Raw genomic sequence first — 17,586 nt, 5'->3', positions numbered from 1 at the left:
CCTCGAGTATCAGCGCGCGCTTTTCGGCGGTATTGTAAATTTCGGACATGCCCGGTTGGCCGGCACGCAATTGTTGGCGTGATTAATGCGTGAAAACTTCCGTATCGCTGCTCATCGAAGGTGCAACCATGATCAAACAGTGCGCGCCGCCTCCCAGGCACCACACTGCGAACGAACAACCCTGGTTCGTGCTCAACTCTTCACGGTATTCGGTCATGCCCTCCGAACACCCGGCGATCTCGCATTTCTATGCCTTCGATGTGGCTCAATCAGCCAACCTGCTGGCCGTGCCGGACGGTTGCGTGGATATTGTTTTCGACTGTGATGCAACACGCCCTACCGCCCGGATCTGTGGCACGCCGCTGGCTGCCCAAGCGGTCGAGTTACACCAGAACCATCACTACTTTGGCGTGCGCTTTTCACCGGGGGTCATTCCCGGATTTATCAATGTGCTGGCCGAAGAATTGACTGAAAGCGAACTCGACCTGCTGGAGGTCTCGGGGTTCGCCCAGCGCATCTTCGAAAGTATCGTTCAAGCTCCGCTGCTGGGCGATCAGATGCGGCTGTTCAACGACTACCTCGCCCCCCGCCTTATGGGTAAAACGTCAACACTCACGGCCATGGTCATTCAGCAGGCGCTGCGCCACCGCGGTGACATTCGTATTCAGCAACTGGAAGACCTCAGCGGGTACACCAGTCGCACGCTGCACCGACAGTTCAGTCAAGACACCGGCATGTCACCCAAGACCTTTTGCCGAATCATCCGCTGCCAGGCGGCTCTGGACACCCTCAATACCCAACACGATGTGTCGTTTTCGGAGCTGGCCCTCGACTTGGGCTTTTCCGATCAATCGCACTTCCTGCGCGACTTCAAGAAGCTGGTCAGTACAACGCCCTGCGACTATCAACGCAAAATGGCCCAGAACGCCTATACCGACCGGATCAACTACGCCTGACCCTCCCTTTCAAAAGCAAACGCGCGCCTTCATCACCCCTCGGTCATTCCCTGTATTTCAAATTCGGCAAGGCAAATCCAGCTAGCCGAGTTGCCAGCTTCGCGTAGCGAAACCAACAATTCATGAGCGCTTGAACATCAGCCTGGAAAAGGAAATCGGGGGGAGGAAAGCGTCAGCCGCACATGAGGTTTTTAGCGCATTGCCCTGAGCGTTTCGGACGGTGACTCGCCAAACAATTGCCGGTAATGCGAGGCGAAGTGGCTCAGATGAAAAAAGCCCATTGCCATCGCGATCTCACTGATGTTTTGAGTGCAGGCAGAGGTTGTGATCAAGCGGCGTCGCACCGCGTTGAGGCGTAGATTGCGCAGGTATTCAACCGGACGCATTCCGGTCACTGCCTGAAAACTGTTCTGCAGGGTCCGGCGACTCACCCGCAGGTGTTCGCACAGGTCGAGAATGCTCAGTGGTGTATCACCACTGGCATCGATCAGCTCTTGGCAACGCTTGACCAGGTAAGCACTCACGGCGAAATTACCGCGACGACAACGTACCTCATCGGTGGCGTGGCTGAACAAATCGAGGAACGCGCCGAGCAGTTCTTCCTCCAGCATTTTCTCGGCGGTTGAGTTGATAGCGTCCGTCTGTTCCAGAAGGTGACGAAACAGCGGCTGAATGCGCTGACGTATTCGCAACAGTAACGCGTCATCCACGCTGAGTTGGGACGTGGTCTTCAGGCGCTTGAGCTGATCGTCGGACAATTCGAAGGCCGCCAGTTTGGCGAAGCGCACCGCGTCGACATTGAGCGCGAAGAAGTGCATGCCTTCAGGGGCGTGCAACACAAACTCCTCGCCGTCACGCAACAGCACCACGCTGTGAGTGCCCACCTGTTGTCCCTGCACCACCGGCGCGCAGCCTAATGACATGGCCGCGCACAGCCGACCTTTCGGCGCATAGCCGCGCTGCACCACGCGTTTGTCCAGCACTTCCTGGAAGATTTGAAAGCGGTCAGAGGACAACTGCCGCAGCTCACTGGTCAGGCAGCCACGGCCGAGTTGGTCATACACTTGCCGCCAGCCCTGGATGGAGCCAGCGTGTTGTTGAGGGTCATTGAAGGTTCGAACTTCAGCGAGCATGGTCGTCGTTCCTCGGTGGCCCCGTTTGTTTATCGGCCTGAAAGGGACTCTGTCATCCGTGACGGCAGCTATCGTTCACACAGGGGCGGCGTCCGCCGTGAAAACCAAAGCCAGTTCCATGCCAAGCATGTGCAGGCAGTACGTGGCGGGCTGGATATTCATCGGCGGCAACAACGCCCCGGAGAGCACAACTTGCCCAGCCTCCACACGTTGACCGTCAGCCAACAGACGCCGAATCAGCCAGCACAGATTGGCCAGCGGACTGTCCTCCCGATCGCGTGTATCGCCACTGCCGCAGAGCGCGCCGTCGCACTCCAGGCGATACGCAACACTGACGTGTTGTACAGGATCGAAAGGGATGCGCGGTCCGAGACAATAAAGCCCCGCCGCCGCGTTGTCGGCCAGAAAGGCGCCCACTCCGAAATCCCAGCCCTGCCAACGGCAGTCGGCGATCTCGAACGCGGGTGCTATCTCGCCGATGGCTGCCAGAATATCCTCGTCACGGTAGTCCCCCGGCGCCAGGGCACGCCCCAGCACAAACGCCAATTCGACCTCCAGCTTGGGCTGGATCAACCGCGAGAACGCCACCGCCGTACCCGGCTCGACGATCATGGTATCCGTCAGGGCGCCATACACCGGTTCGTCAAGGCCAAAGCGTTTTTGCGCGGCGCTGCCGGCGAAGGCGACCTTCCACCCGCTCAGTCGCTCGCCTGCTGCCTCTCGGTGATCCAGCGCTTCGCGCTGCAGCGCATAACCCGCAAGCCGATCTATCGCCTCGGGGGCCAGTGGCGCAATGGCTTGCACCGTGCGCGTCGCCTGATGTAGCCGGTTCAGTAGCGCGTTGCCGTTGTTCATGACAGTTGCTCCGCCAGTTTGCGCAGCACACCTTCAAGCCTCTCTGGTGTGGTAATGGCGGCGACAAACCGGTCTGGACGCACCACTACGATGCAGTCGCGCACCTTGGAGAACCATTCACCCAGGCGATTATCCACGTCCTCCACGCTGATGGCGTCCGAGGCCGTCAACGGCTGGCCACGTCCGATGCCACTGCGCGAACGATTGACCTGGATAAAACGCGTGTCCCAGCGCGCCCAGTAAGCGGCCATTTCCTCACTGAGTTGCTCGCGCGGGTTCACCCGATAACCCAGCACCGCATAGGAATTGCCAAGCACCTCATCCAGGCGACGACGCTGGCCCTGGGCGTCTTCGATGTACGGCTGGACAAACAGCTGGCCGACCAGATCATCTTCGCGCAATTCGGCACGCTCGTGATAGACCAGGCCCTTGGTGATGGTGGCCTTGGGTTTGAATTTGAACTCCAGCAGGTGCGAGCGCAGGTTGTCGACAGTGTTCACCGCCTGGAACAACCAGTCGCGCACGCCGGCCATCAGCGGGTTGGTCATTCCCAGTACCGCGCCCATGTTGTCGGCCAGGGCCACCAGTTCGGTTGCATGCCCACGGCGCTCCTGGTCGTAGCTGGCGAGGATCGAGTGCGAGGCACGGCCCTGGATGATCGCCGCCAGTTTCCAGGCCACGTTGGCCACGTCCCGCAGCCCGGAATTGAGGCCCTGCCCGGCCCAGGGTGGAGAAATATGCGCGGCATCGCCCACCAGCGCCACACGCCCTTCGACAAACCGCACCGCCACCCGCGAGTGGTGGGTATAGGCTCGGATGCGGATGACGTTCAACTGATCGACCGCGTTGCCGATATGCCCACGGATCAACTCGCGAATGGTGCTCTCGTCACACATCTTCGCCTCATCTTCGCCCTCCAGGAGCATGAACTCCCAGCGGCGTTGCTGGTACGGCAGATAGATGCACACGAAGGGCCGTTCCGGGTCGGCATGCAGTGCGGTGTAAGGTGCATCGAGGGTGTCATTGGCCGTATCGACCACCACCCATTTGCGCGCATGTGTCAGCCCCGACAGCTCGATACCGAGCTTTTTACGCACCGTAGAGCGTCCGCCATCGGCGCCGATGACATAGTCAGCCCGCAATTGATAAATCTCGCCCTGAGCATCGCGCACCTGCAATGTCACGCCCTGCCCGTCCTGCTCGAGTTCGAGCATTTCATGGCCTTGGCGCAACACAACGCCGGTACGCTGCTCCAGGGTTTCGCGCAACGTGCCTTCCAGCAACTGCTGCATGAAAATATTGCGCATTGGCCAGCCGTAATTGGCCGTACTCGGCTTGACCTCGGCGAAACACACGCCGCGAGCATTGTAATAGCGCAGCGGTACATCGCAGATCATGTCGCGCACAGCGAGTTCGGCAATGCCGATCCCCTGCAACACGCGCAGTGCTTCATCATCCATGCCCACTGCGCGCGGGTAAGGCAGTACGCCGTCGGCAAGTTCAAGGACGACGCAGTCGATACCGTACATCCCCATATAGTGCGCGGCCGTGATCCCGTTAGGGCCGCCGCCGACAATGACAACTTGGGTCTTCTCCTGCTTCATCGCTATTCACCGCTTTCTTGTTGTGTTTTTAATCCGACGCCGCTAAAGCCATGCGCCTGAAATCAGTGCAGCCCATCAATACCTTTGACGTCCGCCGCCTGCAGACCGCCCAGCCGCGCATGCAAGCGCCCGCGCGTGGCGAAAGCCCAGATCACGATCACCTCATCCGGTGCGGGGCCGTCGCCAAACATCAGGGACATGCAGTCGTAATGGGAGCGTACATACAGTGCATCCTTGTGGGCCAACGGCACATCAATGGTCGAACCCGGACCGCCCCGTTTGCCGGTGGAAGGCACCCAGGATTTGCCCCCGCCCAGCGCCAGGCGCACCGGATCGGCAGCCGGGTTGGTCAGGAACGCATTGCCGTGTTCGTATTCGCCCTGGCTGCCCACCATGCAAGCTTTACCGTAGCTGACAATTTCCCGCGAGCCGGCCAGCGCCTGAATGCGACGACCGAACTCTTCGCCCAGCAGTGGCGACGGTTCTATCAGCTCTGTCAGCGACTCGCTGTAGCGACCGGCATAGGGGTTGGCGATCAGGGCGGCGACGGCATATTTGAACAGCGGCTCGCCATCGGCCAACTGGCCACTTTCGTTGGCCAGGGTTTCTTCGACAAAGCTGTACCACTTGCGGATGTGATACGAAGCAAAATTTGCGGTTTTCATCAGGGTTGCCTCAAAGCGGGTCTAGTGGATCCAGTGGATCGAGGTTGAAATGTCGGCTTGGCGCGCCAGCGGCCTTGAACCGGGCCTTGCCGAGCGCATCGTCGTGTTCGGTCTCAAGGAAAAATTCCATGCGATTACCGTCAGGATCGTTGAAATACACACCATTGCCGATTTCGTGATCGGTGATCTTCACCACCTCGACGCCCTTGCCCAGCAACATGCCGTAGAGCTGGCGCAAGGTGGTCATGTCCCCGGCGATTTCCAATCCATAGTGTTGCAACCCCAACCCGCCCTGATGGGCGCCGGGCTCTGCACGAAGCAAGGCGATGTCGTGATGTTTGGTACCAAACGCCATCATGACCCAGCTTTCGCCACGGGCACTTTCATGCATGCCCAGGATGTCGGCGTACCAGCGTGCCGACACATCAGGATCACTTACCGAGAGCGATAAGTGAGTACGAAGGATTTCGACTTTCATCGCGTGAGACCTCAGCTTTTTTTGACCACGGATTGATGCCCTGCCTTGATCTGCGCCACTGCGGGGGTCCAGAGCACGTCAGCGATCTCACTGAATTCGCGCCACTGTTTCTGCCAGCCATCACCGCCATTTTCGGAGGTGAACAAATGCCCATACTTGGTTCCCGCAACGATCTGTCGCGGATTTTCCGGATTGAAGGCAATGGCCCAGACGCAGGAATTGGGTTGTTGCGACAGGGGCAACACTTCCCAGCTGAGCGCAGCATCACGGGACACCAGGATCTTGCTGGTGGTACCGGGCGTGCCATCGGAAATACTCAGGTACAGGTCGCTTTGCGTGCCCAACGGCGCGTTCATGGCGCGCATGTAATACAGGCCGAACGCTTCTCGACCGATAATGCCGGTCCAGGTCAGCCCTTCATCCAGGCTGCGGTAGACGGCGTTGACGCAGACCACCACGATGACTTTCTGGCCGTGATTGGGCAGTACCAGAATGTTGTGGACATCCGAGTTGTAGTCCCACAGCAGCCGATCATCGACGCGCGTCCAGCTGTCGCCACCGTCACGGGAGTGGAACAACCCACCCTCTTCAAGGCCGAACCATAGCTGGTTGCGGTCGGTCGGGTCATAGGCGAAAGCCAGCAGTCGTGGGCGGCTGACGCCGTCGCAGAATTCCGGAATCTCCACCGGCGCACGATCCCAACTGAGACCGCCGTCCAGGGTCCGCCACAGTACGGCGCGCGAAGGTGCGCCAGTGCCGACGAAAATCCGTTTCGCGTCCTGCGGATCGACGGCGACTTTCCAGACCGTCTGACCGTTGAACGGCGAATCGACCCGCTGCCAATGGCCGCCAGTGTCGCGGCTGACACACAAGCCTACGTCCGTGCCGGCGTAGATCACCTCAGGCTCGTCGGGATGCACACTCAAGGATCGAGTGATCGCGTCGAACTCCAGGTCCTGCCCCAGGCCCAGGCGATGCCAGGTACGGCCATCGTCGGCGCTGCGGATTACCGCTTGACCTACGGTGGCCACTAACAGGGTTCCGTTACTCATCGTTGGTGCTCCTCAGATGTAGATGCCGCGGGTCAAACCGCCGTCGATACCGATGGATTCCCCGGTCACCGCGCCAGCCTTTGGCGACGCCAGGAAACCGATCAGCCAGCCCATCTCCATCGGCGCCAGGGTGCGGCGAATCGGCGTCGAGTCGATGTAGGCTTGCTCAACCTGTTCCGCAGTCTTGCCTTGCTTGATCGCTTCGCGCTCGTACAGCTCCTGGATGTGCGGGGTGTCCACCACGCCAGGGTGGATCAGGTTGACCGTGATGCCCGAAGGGCCCAACTGGTCGGAGAGGGTTTTGGTCATGTGGGCGATCGCCAGGTTGCGCATCCCCGAGAGGACTTTGCTACTGCGCCCGGTGAGGCCGCCGATGTTGATGATGCGACCGAAACCGCCGGCCTTCATGTGCGGAGTCACCGCCTTGGCGCAACGGAAGTAGCCGATCACCTTGGTGTTGAGATCCGACAGCAACTCGTCGTCGCCGGCATGTTCGATGTCATTGCGCACCACGCCGGACGGCGCTGCTGCACCGTTGACCAGGATGTCGATGCGACCGAAGTGTTTGTGCGCAGCTTCGACCATGTCAGACACGGCCGACATCTGATTGGTGTCACAGTACAGCGGCAGTACTTCGTTGCCGGTCTGAGCCGTGATCTCTTCGGCAGCCTGTTGGAGAAACTCCATGCGGCGTGCGCAGATCACCACCTTGCAGCCCTCTTCGGACAGAAAACGTGCGACTTCCTTGCCGATACCCATACCGCCGCCGGTGACGATCGCCACGCGGCCTTTCAATTCCAGATCCATAGCATTTCCTCTTTTGATTATTCGATTCAGGCCAGATCGACGAAGACGCTCTTGGTCTCGGTGTAGGCATCGATCACGTTTTTACCCATTTCCCGGCCCCAGCCGGATTGCTTGTACCCGCCGAACGGCGAAGCCGCGTCGACCACGTTCCAGCAGTTGATCCAGACCGAGCCCGCCTTGAGTTGCGCCGCCACGCGGTGCGCCGAGCGCAGGTCGCGGGTCCACAGGCCAGCCGCGAGGCCATAAGGCGAATCGTTGGCGCGCAGCACCAGGTCGTCGATTTCGGTCCAGCTCATGACGGTCAGCACCGGACCAAAGATCTCTTCGCGGGCGACACAGGCACGCTCGGCGCGATCAAGGAACACGCTGGGCGCAATGAAGTGGCCGCGCTCCAGGTGGTCGGGACGGCCGCCACCGCAGATCAGTTCCGCGCCCTCCTCCTGGCCTCGTTGCAGGTAGCCTTTGACCGTGTTCAATTGGCGGCCCGACACGAGTGGGCCCATGCTGGTGGCCGGGTCCAATCCATTACCGAGCACGTGTGCGGTGGCATGCCGCTCAAGTTCTTCCAACACCTGATCAAGCACGCTGGCATGCACGTATAACCGCGAGGCAGCCGTGCACACCTGGCCCTGGTTGTAGAAGATGCCATCGGCCGCGCCTTTGGCGGCGCGCACGATATCGGCGTCCGGCAAGATGATGTTCGGCGACTTGCCGCCCAGTTCCAGCGAGACCTTTTTCATGTTGCTGGTGGCCGCCTGAGCGATCAGCCGGCCGACGTGGGTCGAGCCGGTGAAGGCGATCTTGTCCACGTCGGGATGCTGCGCCAGCGGTCCGCCCGTTTCCGCGCCAAGACCGGTGATCAGGTTGACCACCCCCGCTGGAAACCCGGCGGCCTCGATCAACTGCACCAGTCGAATCGCGACCAGCGGCGTTTGCTCGGCGGGCTTGAGCACCGCGACACAGCCTGTCGCCAGCGCTGGGCCAAGCTTCCACACGCACATGTTCAACGGGAAGTTCCACGGCACGATCAGGGCGCACACGCCCACCGGCTCACGCAAGGTGTAGTTGAGCATGGGCGCACCGCTGGCCGGCGATACGGGAAGCGTGCTGCCTTCGATCTTGGTCGGCCAGCCGGCGAAGTAGCGAATGATGGTCGCCGCGCTAGCCGCTTCACCTCGAGCGGCTGAGATGGGTTTGCCGTTCTCCAGCGTGATCAACTGCGCCAGCTCCTCACGGTGCTGATCCAGCAGGTCCGCCAGTCGAAACAGCAGCAGACCGCGCTGAGCGGGTGACTGCAGCGCCCAGGCGCCGGTGAACGCTGTGCGGGCTGCCGCAACGGCCGCATCCACATCGCGCGCGTCGCCCTGGGCCACTTCCGTCAGGGTTTCTTCAGTCGCCGGGTTTTCCACGCCAAACCGCCGGCCAGCGGCGGCGTCGTGCCAGCTGCCACCGATAAACAGGCGGCCAGGCTGGGACAGAAAATGTTGCACAGCAGGTAGCACTTCAAACTGTTTCATCATCGACTCCTTCACAGCGCCATTTCGATCAGGCAAGGACCACCGTCGGCATTGGCATTGGCCAGCGCCCGTTGCAGTTCGGCGTTGGTTTGCACCGTACAGGCCGGCACACCGTAGCCCTTGGCCAGCGCCTTCCAGTCGATCCGCGGGCTATCGAGCACCGTCAGTCGCAGGGCTTCCGGGCCCATTTCGGTCACGCCGAAGCGGCGCAGTTCGTTCTGCAAAATGGCGTAGCGATGGTTGGCGGCAATCAGGATCACCACCGGTAACTGCTCACGGGCGATGCTCCACAGGGTTTGGATGGTGTACTGGGCACTGCCGTCGGATTGCAGGCAGAACACGCGATTGCCCAGCTCCGCCAAGGCGGCGCCGAACCCCACCGGAATACCCTGGCCAATCGCGCCACCGGTATTGGTCAACACCCGGTGCCGCGCGGCGCCAGCGGAAGCGGTGAAAAATGGATAGCCGCAGGTGCCGCCTTCCACGGAGACAATGCTGTCGTCCGGCAGCGATGCGGCCAACACCTGGCCGATGGACTGAGGTGTGAGCTCGGCATGGCCGGGCGGCAGTTCGATGCCCATCGGAGTCGGCACGTAGGCCGGTGCATTGAGGGCATCGGCCAGCGCCGTCAGCGCGCCGGCGACATCGTCACCGACATCGGCCAGCGTCAGCAGACGCTCACGCTCAGCGAGGCGCGACGGGATGCCTTCGTAGCCGAAATAACTGATGGGCTCCGGCACCCCGGCACACACGACCTGGTCGTACTGCTCAAGGATTTCAATGGCCACTTCCGGGAAATACGGCAGGCGATCCAGGTTCGGCAAACCACCGCCACGGTAACTAAGCCGTGGAAAGGTCTCGGCAAACATGCGCACGCCAGGCAGTTGGGCCAGGCGCCCCGCTGCTTCCAGACCCGCGACCGACAACCCCTCATCCCCGACAATAAACACCAGGCGCTGCCCGTCACGCAGGGCCTGCGCCACCGTCTCGACCCGGTCACCGGCAAACCGGCGAACCGGCGCCCGCATCGGGGCGAACACACCGTTGTGCGTCACCGCGCTGGCTTGCAGGTCCATAGGCAAAATCAGGCTGGCGATCTGCCCTTTGGCCTGCCAGGCCGCCCGCACCGCTTCCTGCAAATCTTCGCCGATACCCGACGCCGTGCGCGAGGTGCGCACCCAACCGGAGACAGTCCCGGCCAAGGCCTGGATGTCACTGGCCAGCGGCGGATCGTAGTTGACATGCCATGACGCGTGATCGCCGATCACGTTGACGATAGGGGTATTGGCACGACGCGCGTTGTGCAGGTTGGCGATGCCATTGGCAAACCCGGGGCCCAGGTGCGTCAGGGTCATTGCCGGCTTGCCGGCAATCCGGCCATACCCATCCGCCGCCCCCGTGCACACCCCTTCGAACAACGACAACACCGGCTTCAGTGCAGGTGCGCTGGCCATGGCCGCCACCAATGGAATTTCGGTGGTTCCGGGGTTGGCGAAGCAGTATTCGATACCGCTTGCCGCTGCCGCATTCACTATCAGTTGCGCACCATTCATTTTCAGCCCTCTTGCTTGAGCATTTGCAGTGATGAGATTTATCACACATAAACATTCACTCAACAAGCATTAAATTACTGTTTATCTCGTTTTATGAGATTTAAGTGATTTTATTTACGTCAGAAGGGCTGCCGAGATTGCGTTTTTCTCTCACTGAGGTAGTGTTGCGCCAGCGTTTGGCGCTCCTGCGGGATGTCTGGTCTACGCCGGAACGAAGCACGCGCCCTCCCCCCGTCTTTAGGAACGAAATGAGCAGCCTGAGCAAATTGCTGAGTGTCCTGGACCTGTTCGGTCCACAGACATTGAAGATCGACCCCGACACCATTGCCGAGCGCATGGGCCTGTCACGTGCGACCGTGTACCGCTACGTCAAGGATTTGTGCGACGCCGGCCTGCTGACCCGCGTGGACGCTGGCAGTTATGGCTTGGGGCCGCGAGTCATCGAACTGGACTGGATGATGCGTCAGTACGACCCGATCCTCCTTGCCGGGCGCGAGTTGATGCACGAGCTGTCCGCGCAAACCGGCCTGGCCGTGTTTGCGAGCGTTTTTTATGACGGTCGCATCATCAACACCTACATCGCCGAACCCACCGACACTTACCTCTTTGCGTTCGGGCGCGGGCAACCGCTGCCGTTCTTTCGCGGCGCGCAATCCAAGGTATTGATCGCCTTTCAGAAAGGTCGCCGTTTGCAACGCTTGTTCGACGAGCACATGGCCAACGACCCGGACTGCCCTTATGACTGGCCGAGCTTCTCCAAGGCTGCGAAAAAGATTCGCAAGGACGGTTACTGCCTCACCCATGATGAACTCAACCTGGGCTTGACCGGCATCGCCGCGCCCATCATCCAGCCGGACATCGACGAAGTGGTTGGCAGCCTGTCCGCCGTCGGCAGCACGCAAAGCTTCAAGCTGCTGCGCCAGGAAACAGTGATCGAAATGGTCATGGACACCACTCGGCGCATCGCCGAAAACATGCGCAATCAGTCGAACACCACCGCCCCCTAGCCTATGGATAAGCCGCCGGTCCCTTGCCGTGGACCCGGCGGATGTGCGGTCAGAACGGAACAGCCACCGACAATTGGCTGTACACGTTGGTGCCATTGCCGCCGACTTGATTGCCACCCGTGGTTGAGTCCTGATCGGGTTTGTAGAGGCCAATCAGCGGGGTAATGATCAAGTGCGGGTTGACTGCCCATTCGGCGTAGATATCCAGCTCACGGGCATTGAGGTTCAGCGCATTGCTTTTACGCACCGTGTCGAAATCGAAGTACAGCGCGCCCAAGGTCAGGTTTTCCAGCGGCGTTGCCTTCAGTCCGACGTGCTGAATACTGGTATTGCTGTTGAACGGCCCGGCGTAGTTGCCGGCGACTTCGCCCTGAAACCAGGTGCCGTAGCCCATGCTCAGGCCAGTGAACAGCGGATCCCATTTCTGTGAATAGCGGGTATAGCGATAGGTCAACTTGGGCGCCCAGGCGGTATCGGCGAAGGTGTAACCCGCTTCGCCGTACCAGGCTTTCTCTGGCCCGGCGTCCTTGTCCTGCCAGGCGTATTCGAATGCCAGGCTGACGTTCTTGATGCCCGCATCGCCTTCACCGCGAACGCTGTAGACGTTCATGCCTTTGCGCTGGCGTTGAAAGTCGCTGGCCCATTGATCGCTCACGTCGATACCGTGTACCCAGGTCAACCCGATCGTACCCGGCTGAGTGGTGTAATCCAGCGTGCCGGCGGCCAGTTCGGTTTCGGCCTGGACACGGTTGTCGGACTTGAGCCACACCAGGCTGCCGTGCAGGCCATCTTGCCCACCCAGGCGCAAAAGCGCGGTTTGATCGAACGCATGCCGTGCAGCCAGGTAATAAGCGCCCCCACGGTTCATCCTGCCATCGGCCGGGCCCTTGCCCAGGTTCAGTCCGTCATCGTTGATCAGGAACCCTCGGCCCAGCTTGACCACCTGGCGCCCGCCGGAAATATCAACCCCGTCCTTGCCCAACGCAGGGAACAGGTCGCCGGAGCGCCAGCCCAGGTAGGCGTCTTCGATCTTTGTTGTGCGCTCGGTCCCCAGGGAATTGCCGCCCGGGTCGCCGTCGCCCCAGGTGGCGGAGCTGACCAGGGCGAACGCCCCATACGCGGTGCCATTACCTGCCAGGGACTGGTCGCCACTCAAGCCGTATTTGATAAAACCTTCGCGCCAGGTAGATCCCCCGGGCGTGCCGTCGTAGTTCTTGCGACTGTTGAACTGGCCGAACACGGCGATCATGTCTGCGTTGAGGTGCCGGCTCTCATCACTGTACAACTCATAGGCCTGGGCCTGATTGATGGCGCATAGCACCAATGTGCACACAAGCGTGCTACCGAACACGGAATGACGTGATGGATTGCGCATGGCTCAAGCTCCTTGTGGTGCGCCTTTAAAAGGCAGTCTTAGGTATTGGCGAGACATCGGTGCAGCAGCGCGGCACCGATTTCGCGGGGGAACTAGCAGCAGGTGGCGAGCGCCGCTTCGAGCGCAGAAACAATCAGGCCAGCCTCGTCGGACGTCAGGGTCAACGGCGGCGAGAGGATGATCTTGTTACCTATCGGACGCACCAGCACGCCGGCACGCCGCATTTCGTCAGCGATCCGCAACGGCTGGCCGTCTGCGGGGTTGAGCGGTTGGCGCGTGGTTTTGTCGGCGACCAGGTCCAAGGCAATCATCAAGCCCTTGCCGCGCACTTCGCCCACGGCGTCATAACGCTCGGTCAACGGTGCGAGTTGCTTCAGCAATTGCGCGCCGACTCTGGCGGCGTTGCCCGGCAGATCCTCGGCTTCGACGATATCGAGTACCGCCAGGGCGGCCGCGCACGCGGTCGGGTGACCGCTGTAGGTGTAGCCATGCATGATCACGCTGCTGAAGCCCGGGCCGTGCTCGATCCCATCGACGATGCGTTGGTTGAACAGCGTGGCACCCATCGGGATATAACCGGCAGTGATGCCTTTGGCCAGGCACAGGATGTCCGGCGCGACGCCCCAGCCGCGACTGCCGAGCATGCAGCCCGTGCGGCCGAAGCCGGTCACCACTTCGTCGGCGATCAACAGAATGCCGTGGCGATCACACACCTCTCGCAGGCGCGGCCAGTAATCGGCTGGCGGTACGATCACCCCGCCTGCGCCTTGCACCGGCTCGGCGATCAATGCCGCAATGGTCTGCGCCCCCAGCAATGCGATCTGATCCTCCAGCTGACGAATACAGTGCGCGGTCAGCGCTTCGGGATCGCGGCAATCCCAGGGATTGCGGTACAACCAGGGCGTGTCGAGCAAATGGCAGCCGGCCAACAGTTGGCCGTGGTTGTAGTGGTAAACGCCATTGCCTCCCACCGATGTGCCGCCCATGTGCACACCGTGATAACCGTTACGCAGAGACAGGAAACGCGTACGTCCCGGATCGCCGCTGGCGATCCAGTATTGGCGCGCCATTTTCAGCGCGGTTTCCACCGCATCGGAGCCGCCGGAACTGAACAGCACCCGTGTCATGCGCTCCTGGGCAAACATGGTGGTCAACCGTTCGGCCAGATCAAACACCCGAGGGTGGGCAATGCCGTCGAAGGTCTGGTAATACGCCAGCTCGTCCAGCTGCGCGGCGATGGCAGCCTTGACGCTGGCGCGGTTGTGCCCAATGTTGACGTTCCACAGCCCGCCCACACCATCGAGCATGCGATGGCCATCGATGTCGGTGATGTAGTTGCCGTCACCACGGGCGATGATCAACGTTTTGGAGCGTTGCTCCGGGGCGCTGGAACTCATGGGGTGCCAGAATTTCTTCTCGGCGGTCTTGTATTTTTCGTACATGATCAAGTGCCTTATTCAGTATCACGTTTGCGGACAAACAGCAGTTGCTGGCCAGTGAACTCCAGCAGCCCCTCAAGGCCGAACTCGACGCCAAACCCGGACATCTTGCTGCCGCCAAACGGCGTGTTCGGCTGGATCTGCGCGTGGCAGTTGACCCAGGCAACGCCGCTTTCCAGGCGGCTGGCCAGTGCCTGGGCCTGCTCCACGTCCGGTCCCCAGACCGATCCGCCCAGCCCCATGTCACCGGCATTGGCGCGCCGCAGCACATCCTCGACATCCTGGTATGCGATCAAGGGCAACACGGGACCGAACTGTTCCTCGTCGACCAGACGCTGGCCATCTGTCACGTCCGCGACCAGGGTGGGTGGATAAAAGAAGCCGGGGCGATCCAGACGCGCGCCGCCGCACAGCACGCGCGCGCCTTGTGCCCGTGCGTCGGCGACTAGCGCGTCGACATGTTCCAATTGCTCAAGGTTTTGCACCGGGCCAAAGGTGACGCCAGCTTCCAGGCCATCGCCCACCACTTGGCGCTTCGCAATCAGAGTCAGCGCATCAGCAAAGGCCTGGTACTGCGATTCGTGGATATACAGGCGCTTGAGGGCCGCGCAGGTCTGGCCCATGTTGAGAAACGCCGCCTGGAAAATCTCCTCGACCACCGCCTCAATCGGCGTACCTGGCAGAACGATTGCCGCGTCGTTACCGCCCAGCTCCAGGGTCAGGCGCTTGAGGTTGTTGGCGGCGCCGCGCATGACGCTTTGTCCGGCGGAGGTCGAGCCGGTGAACACAATCTTCTGAATGCCAGTGTGCGAAGTGATTGCGCTGCCGAAACCTTGCTCGCCCGTCAGGCAATTGATCACGCCGTGAGGCACATGGCGGGCGATGATCTCCACCAGGCGCAAGGTGCTCAGCGGGGTCAGGCTCGACGGTTTGCTGATCACACAGTTACCGGCTCGCAGCGCCGGCATGATGTGCCACACAGCGATCATGAACGGCCAGTTCCACGGTGTAATCGACGCCACCACACCCAAAGGCTTGCGATGCAACTCGATCCGCTGAGTGGGGGTTTCTTCCACCAGCTCCACGGCAATCTCCTGACCGGCCGCATAGCGGGTCCAGGCGGCGGAACCCATGACTTCGGAAAACGCCAGTTCCAGCGGTTTGCCTTGTTCCAGCACAATCAGCCGGGCCAGTGACTCGGCCTCCCGCTCGATATCCGCCGCAACCGCCAACAGGCGCTCGCAACGGTCTGCGTGGGTGCTGTGTCGCCAGCTTTTGAACGCCGCCTGCGCGGCGTAGACCGCCAGGTCGAGTTGCGCCAGCGAGCCGGCGGGGCATTGGGCGAATGCAGCACCGGTGGCCGGGTTGATCACGTCAAACTGGCCCTTATCACCGGCAACCTGAACACCATCGATGAGCATCTTGTAGTTGTGCATTTGAAACCTTCCTTTCACACACTGACGAGCCATACCGGGCAACGGCAGGCTGGTATTGTCTGGTTAGTCGAGCCGTAACGAGTGCGGCCTTAAAGCTTGTGGCTGCCCAAGGCGTGAAACCGTTGCGGGGAGATCTTTCGCAAGCGCGCGGCGAGCATGACGCCGATGATCAGGGCCGCGGGAATGATGGCGCAGAGTCCGTAGGACAACAGTTGGCTGGCCCCGGTCAGCACGTCGAAGTGCACCACCGCCAGCACCAGCACGAGCACTAATGCCAGGGAGGAGAAAACAGGCAGGATGCGCCCGCGCCAGATCCCGACGTTAAGCTCGGGATGACGCTGAAAGTAGACGCAGACCGCTACCGACGTCAGCGCCATCAGCAAAATGACGCAGAGGGTGGCGAGGTTGGAGAACCAGGCGAACAGTTGCAGGATCGGGTCCGCATCCAATGCCGCGAAAATCAGTACCACCACTGCGGCAATCAGGCTCTGCAACACCGAGCCCATATGGGGGCTCTGATGCACGCGGTGAGTGGTGCCCAACAGACTGTGCAACAGGCCGTCACGACCGATCGCGTAAAAATAACGCGCCGCAGCGTTATGAAACGCCAGCAGGCCGGCATAGATACTGACCATGAACAGCACCCGGATAATCTGAGTCAGATAGGGGCCGACAAAGTGATCGGACATGCCGTAGATAAACGTCGTCGGGTCCTGCAAGGCCTGCAGCATCGGCACGATCTTGTCCGCGCCCACGCCCACTACCATCGACCACACCGACAGCGCGTAGAACCCGCCGATCAGCAACACCGAGCTGTAGGTGGCAATCGGAATGGTACGTTTGGGGTTTATGGCTTCTTCACCGTAAATGGTGGTGGCCTCGAAGCCGATGAATGCCGCGAAGCAAAACAGCAGGCCGATGGACGGGGTACCGCCGAGCACATGGGTACGATCAAACGCATCAAGGTTGATGCCGCTGTCGCCACCGGATTTGAGGATGGCAAAATCCAGGATCAGGATCGCCAGGTATTCGGCGATTACCACCACTGACAGCACCCGCGCCGACAGGTCGATCTTGCGATAGCCCAGAATCGCGATGCTCGCCATCGCCATCAGCGAGTAGGACCACCACGGCAACACCAGGCCGAAGACACTTTCCATGGTGCCACTGACGACCCCACCGAACATGCCATACAAGCCGACCTGAAGAATGTTATAGGCAAACATCGCCAACACCCCGGCCGCGCCGCCTGCCAGGCCACCCAAACCACGTGAGGTGAACGCATAAAAACCGCCGGCATTGGTCAGGTGCCGGGACATGGTGGTGTAACCCACCGAGAACGCGAGCAGCACCAGCAACGCCAGGATCAGCAATGCCGGCGTGCCGGCGCCATTGCCCAGCATGATGCCAATCGGGAAGCCACCAGCGATCACACTTAAAGGGCTCGCCGCCGACACCACGAAAAAGATGATGAACCCGACGCCCAGGGCGCCACGCTTGAGCTCCGTGGAGCTGTTGATCGAGATAGGTACACTCATGTTGTTGACCTTATTGTATGAGGCAGTCGCTGTTGGGGTGGCCCGATTGAATTCCATCGGCACCGATTAGCGTTTTGTTTGAGTTGCGCGCTGAATTCGATCCTATGCCCGCCCTTGAACCGCTCGCTATCCCAAATCGGTAGCATCCGAGGCGCCGCCCCAAAACAGGTC

Annotated in this window: 15 protein-coding genes; 2 read left to right on the top strand and 13 right to left on the bottom strand. The window is 60.9% G+C overall.

Annotated elements, in window-relative coordinates; translation table 11 throughout:
- Window positions 1-128 precede the first annotated feature (128 nt).
- A complete protein-coding gene (locus QF010_RS01360) occupies window positions 129-956 on the top strand; it encodes an AraC family transcriptional regulator (protein WP_033062028.1) in 828 nt (275 codons plus the stop codon).
- Between the two features lie 191 nt (window positions 957-1,147).
- On the opposite strand, the gene QF010_RS01355 is transcribed toward QF010_RS01360, so the two are convergent.
- The 9 genes from QF010_RS01355 to QF010_RS01315 all read right to left on the bottom strand — a co-directional run bounded on the left by QF010_RS01355 (window position 1,148) and on the right by QF010_RS01315 (window position 10,620).
- Window positions 1,148-2,089, bottom strand: a complete 942-nt coding sequence (locus QF010_RS01355) for a helix-turn-helix domain-containing protein (RefSeq protein ID WP_429532396.1) — start codon at window positions 2,087-2,089, stop codon at window positions 1,148-1,150.
- Window positions 2,090-2,164: 75 nt separating this feature from the next.
- Window positions 2,165-2,944: a 2-keto-4-pentenoate hydratase gene (locus QF010_RS01350; protein ID WP_429509616.1), complete on the bottom strand. Its 780-nt coding sequence runs from the start codon at window positions 2,942-2,944 to the stop codon at window positions 2,165-2,167.
- Window positions 2,941-4,548, bottom strand: coding sequence for a bifunctional 3-(3-hydroxy-phenyl)propionate/3-hydroxycinnamic acid hydroxylase (locus QF010_RS01345; RefSeq protein WP_033062025.1), 1,608 nt, complete (start codon window positions 4,546-4,548; stop codon window positions 2,941-2,943). The genes QF010_RS01350 and QF010_RS01345 overlap by 4 nt, the downstream gene beginning before the upstream one ends.
- Before the next feature lie 62 nt (window positions 4,549-4,610).
- A complete protein-coding gene (locus tag QF010_RS01340) occupies window positions 4,611-5,213 on the bottom strand; it encodes an amino acid synthesis family protein (protein WP_033062024.1) in 603 nt (200 codons plus the stop codon).
- A 10-nt stretch (window positions 5,214-5,223) separates the two neighbouring features.
- A complete protein-coding gene (locus QF010_RS01335) occupies window positions 5,224-5,691 on the bottom strand; it encodes a VOC family protein (protein ID WP_033062022.1) in 468 nt (155 codons plus the stop codon).
- Window positions 5,692-5,702: 11 nt separating this feature from the next.
- On the bottom strand, window positions 5,703-6,743 hold the full coding sequence (locus QF010_RS01330) for a VPS10 domain-containing protein (protein WP_033062021.1): 1,041 nt from the start codon (window positions 6,741-6,743) through the stop codon (window positions 5,703-5,705).
- A gap of 12 nt (window positions 6,744-6,755) precedes the next feature.
- Complete coding sequence (locus tag QF010_RS01325) at window positions 6,756-7,550, bottom strand: SDR family NAD(P)-dependent oxidoreductase (RefSeq protein ID WP_033062020.1); 795 nt, start codon at window positions 7,548-7,550, stop codon at window positions 6,756-6,758.
- Between the two features lie 26 nt (window positions 7,551-7,576).
- Window positions 7,577-9,067, bottom strand: coding sequence for an aldehyde dehydrogenase family protein (locus QF010_RS01320; RefSeq protein ID WP_033062019.1), 1,491 nt, complete (start codon window positions 9,065-9,067; stop codon window positions 7,577-7,579).
- An 11-nt stretch (window positions 9,068-9,078) separates the two neighbouring features.
- On the bottom strand, window positions 9,079-10,620 hold the full coding sequence (locus QF010_RS01315; protein ID WP_033062018.1) for an acetolactate synthase large subunit: 1,542 nt from the start codon (window positions 10,618-10,620) through the stop codon (window positions 9,079-9,081).
- A 248-nt stretch (window positions 10,621-10,868) separates the two neighbouring features.
- Between QF010_RS01315 and QF010_RS01310 the strand changes: the two genes are divergently transcribed.
- Window positions 10,869-11,627, top strand: a complete 759-nt coding sequence (locus tag QF010_RS01310) for an IclR family transcriptional regulator (protein WP_033062017.1) — start codon at window positions 10,869-10,871, stop codon at window positions 11,625-11,627.
- 49 nt (window positions 11,628-11,676) lie between these two features.
- On the opposite strand, the gene QF010_RS01305 is transcribed toward QF010_RS01310, so the two are convergent.
- From QF010_RS01305 to QF010_RS01290, 4 genes are all read right to left on the bottom strand, one after another.
- Window positions 11,677-13,002, bottom strand: coding sequence for an alginate export family protein (locus tag QF010_RS01305; RefSeq protein WP_429532395.1), 1,326 nt, complete (start codon window positions 13,000-13,002; stop codon window positions 11,677-11,679).
- A 92-nt stretch (window positions 13,003-13,094) separates the two neighbouring features.
- Complete coding sequence (locus QF010_RS01300; protein WP_033062016.1) at window positions 13,095-14,444, bottom strand: aminotransferase class III-fold pyridoxal phosphate-dependent enzyme; 1,350 nt, start codon at window positions 14,442-14,444, stop codon at window positions 13,095-13,097.
- Window positions 14,445-14,455: 11 nt separating this feature from the next.
- Window positions 14,456-15,877 (bottom strand): aldehyde dehydrogenase family protein, encoded by a 1,422-nt coding sequence (locus tag QF010_RS01295; protein WP_033062015.1) that lies wholly within the window; start codon window positions 15,875-15,877, stop codon window positions 14,456-14,458.
- A gap of 89 nt (window positions 15,878-15,966) precedes the next feature.
- Window positions 15,967-17,415 carry an APC family permease gene (locus tag QF010_RS01290; protein WP_033062014.1) on the bottom strand — a complete coding sequence of 483 codons (1,449 nt, stop codon included), beginning with the start codon at window positions 17,413-17,415 and terminating at the stop codon, window positions 15,967-15,969.
- Between the last annotated feature and the right edge of the window lie 171 nt (window positions 17,416-17,586).

This window comes from Pseudomonas silensiensis (assembly GCF_050434865.1).
Classification (GTDB): Bacteria; Pseudomonadota; Gammaproteobacteria; order Pseudomonadales; family Pseudomonadaceae; genus Aquipseudomonas; species Aquipseudomonas fluorescens_W.
This window is presented reverse-complemented; position numbering and strand designations above follow the sequence as displayed.

Bases quoted from the DNA above. Each gene is read 5' to 3' on its own strand.
- QF010_RS01345 (WP_033062025.1), bottom strand. From the start codon at position 4,548: ATGAAGCAGGAGAAGACCCAAGTTGTCATTGTCGGCGGCGGCCCTAAC.
- QF010_RS01295 (WP_033062015.1), bottom strand. From the start codon at position 15,877: ATGCACAACTACAAGATGCTCATCGATGGTGTTCAGGTTGCCGGTGAT.
- QF010_RS01330 (WP_033062021.1), bottom strand. From the start codon at position 6,743: ATGAGTAACGGAACCCTGTTAGTGGCCACCGTAGGTCAAGCGGTAATC.
- QF010_RS01290 (WP_033062014.1), bottom strand. From the start codon at position 17,415: ATGAGTGTACCTATCTCGATCAACAGCTCCACGGAGCTCAAGCGTGGC.
- QF010_RS01325 (WP_033062020.1), bottom strand. From the start codon at position 7,550: ATGGATCTGGAATTGAAAGGCCGCGTGGCGATCGTCACCGGCGGCGGT.
- QF010_RS01355 (WP_429532396.1), bottom strand. From the start codon at position 2,089: ATGCTCGCTGAAGTTCGAACCTTCAATGACCCTCAACAACACGCTGGC.
- QF010_RS01335 (WP_033062022.1), bottom strand. From the start codon at position 5,691: ATGAAAGTCGAAATCCTTCGTACTCACTTATCGCTCTCGGTAAGTGAT.
- QF010_RS01360 (WP_033062028.1), top strand. From the start codon at position 129: ATGATCAAACAGTGCGCGCCGCCTCCCAGGCACCACACTGCGAACGAA.
- QF010_RS01320 (WP_033062019.1), bottom strand. From the start codon at position 9,067: ATGAAACAGTTTGAAGTGCTACCTGCTGTGCAACATTTTCTGTCCCAG.
- QF010_RS01350 (WP_429509616.1), bottom strand. From the start codon at position 2,944: ATGAACAACGGCAACGCGCTACTGAACCGGCTACATCAGGCGACGCGC.
- QF010_RS01310 (WP_033062017.1), top strand. From the start codon at position 10,869: ATGAGCAGCCTGAGCAAATTGCTGAGTGTCCTGGACCTGTTCGGTCCA.
- QF010_RS01315 (WP_033062018.1), bottom strand. From the start codon at position 10,620: ATGAATGGTGCGCAACTGATAGTGAATGCGGCAGCGGCAAGCGGTATC.
- QF010_RS01300 (WP_033062016.1), bottom strand. From the start codon at position 14,444: ATGTACGAAAAATACAAGACCGCCGAGAAGAAATTCTGGCACCCCATG.
- QF010_RS01340 (WP_033062024.1), bottom strand. From the start codon at position 5,213: ATGAAAACCGCAAATTTTGCTTCGTATCACATCCGCAAGTGGTACAGC.
- QF010_RS01305 (WP_429532395.1), bottom strand. From the start codon at position 13,002: ATGCGCAATCCATCACGTCATTCCGTGTTCGGTAGCACGCTTGTGTGC.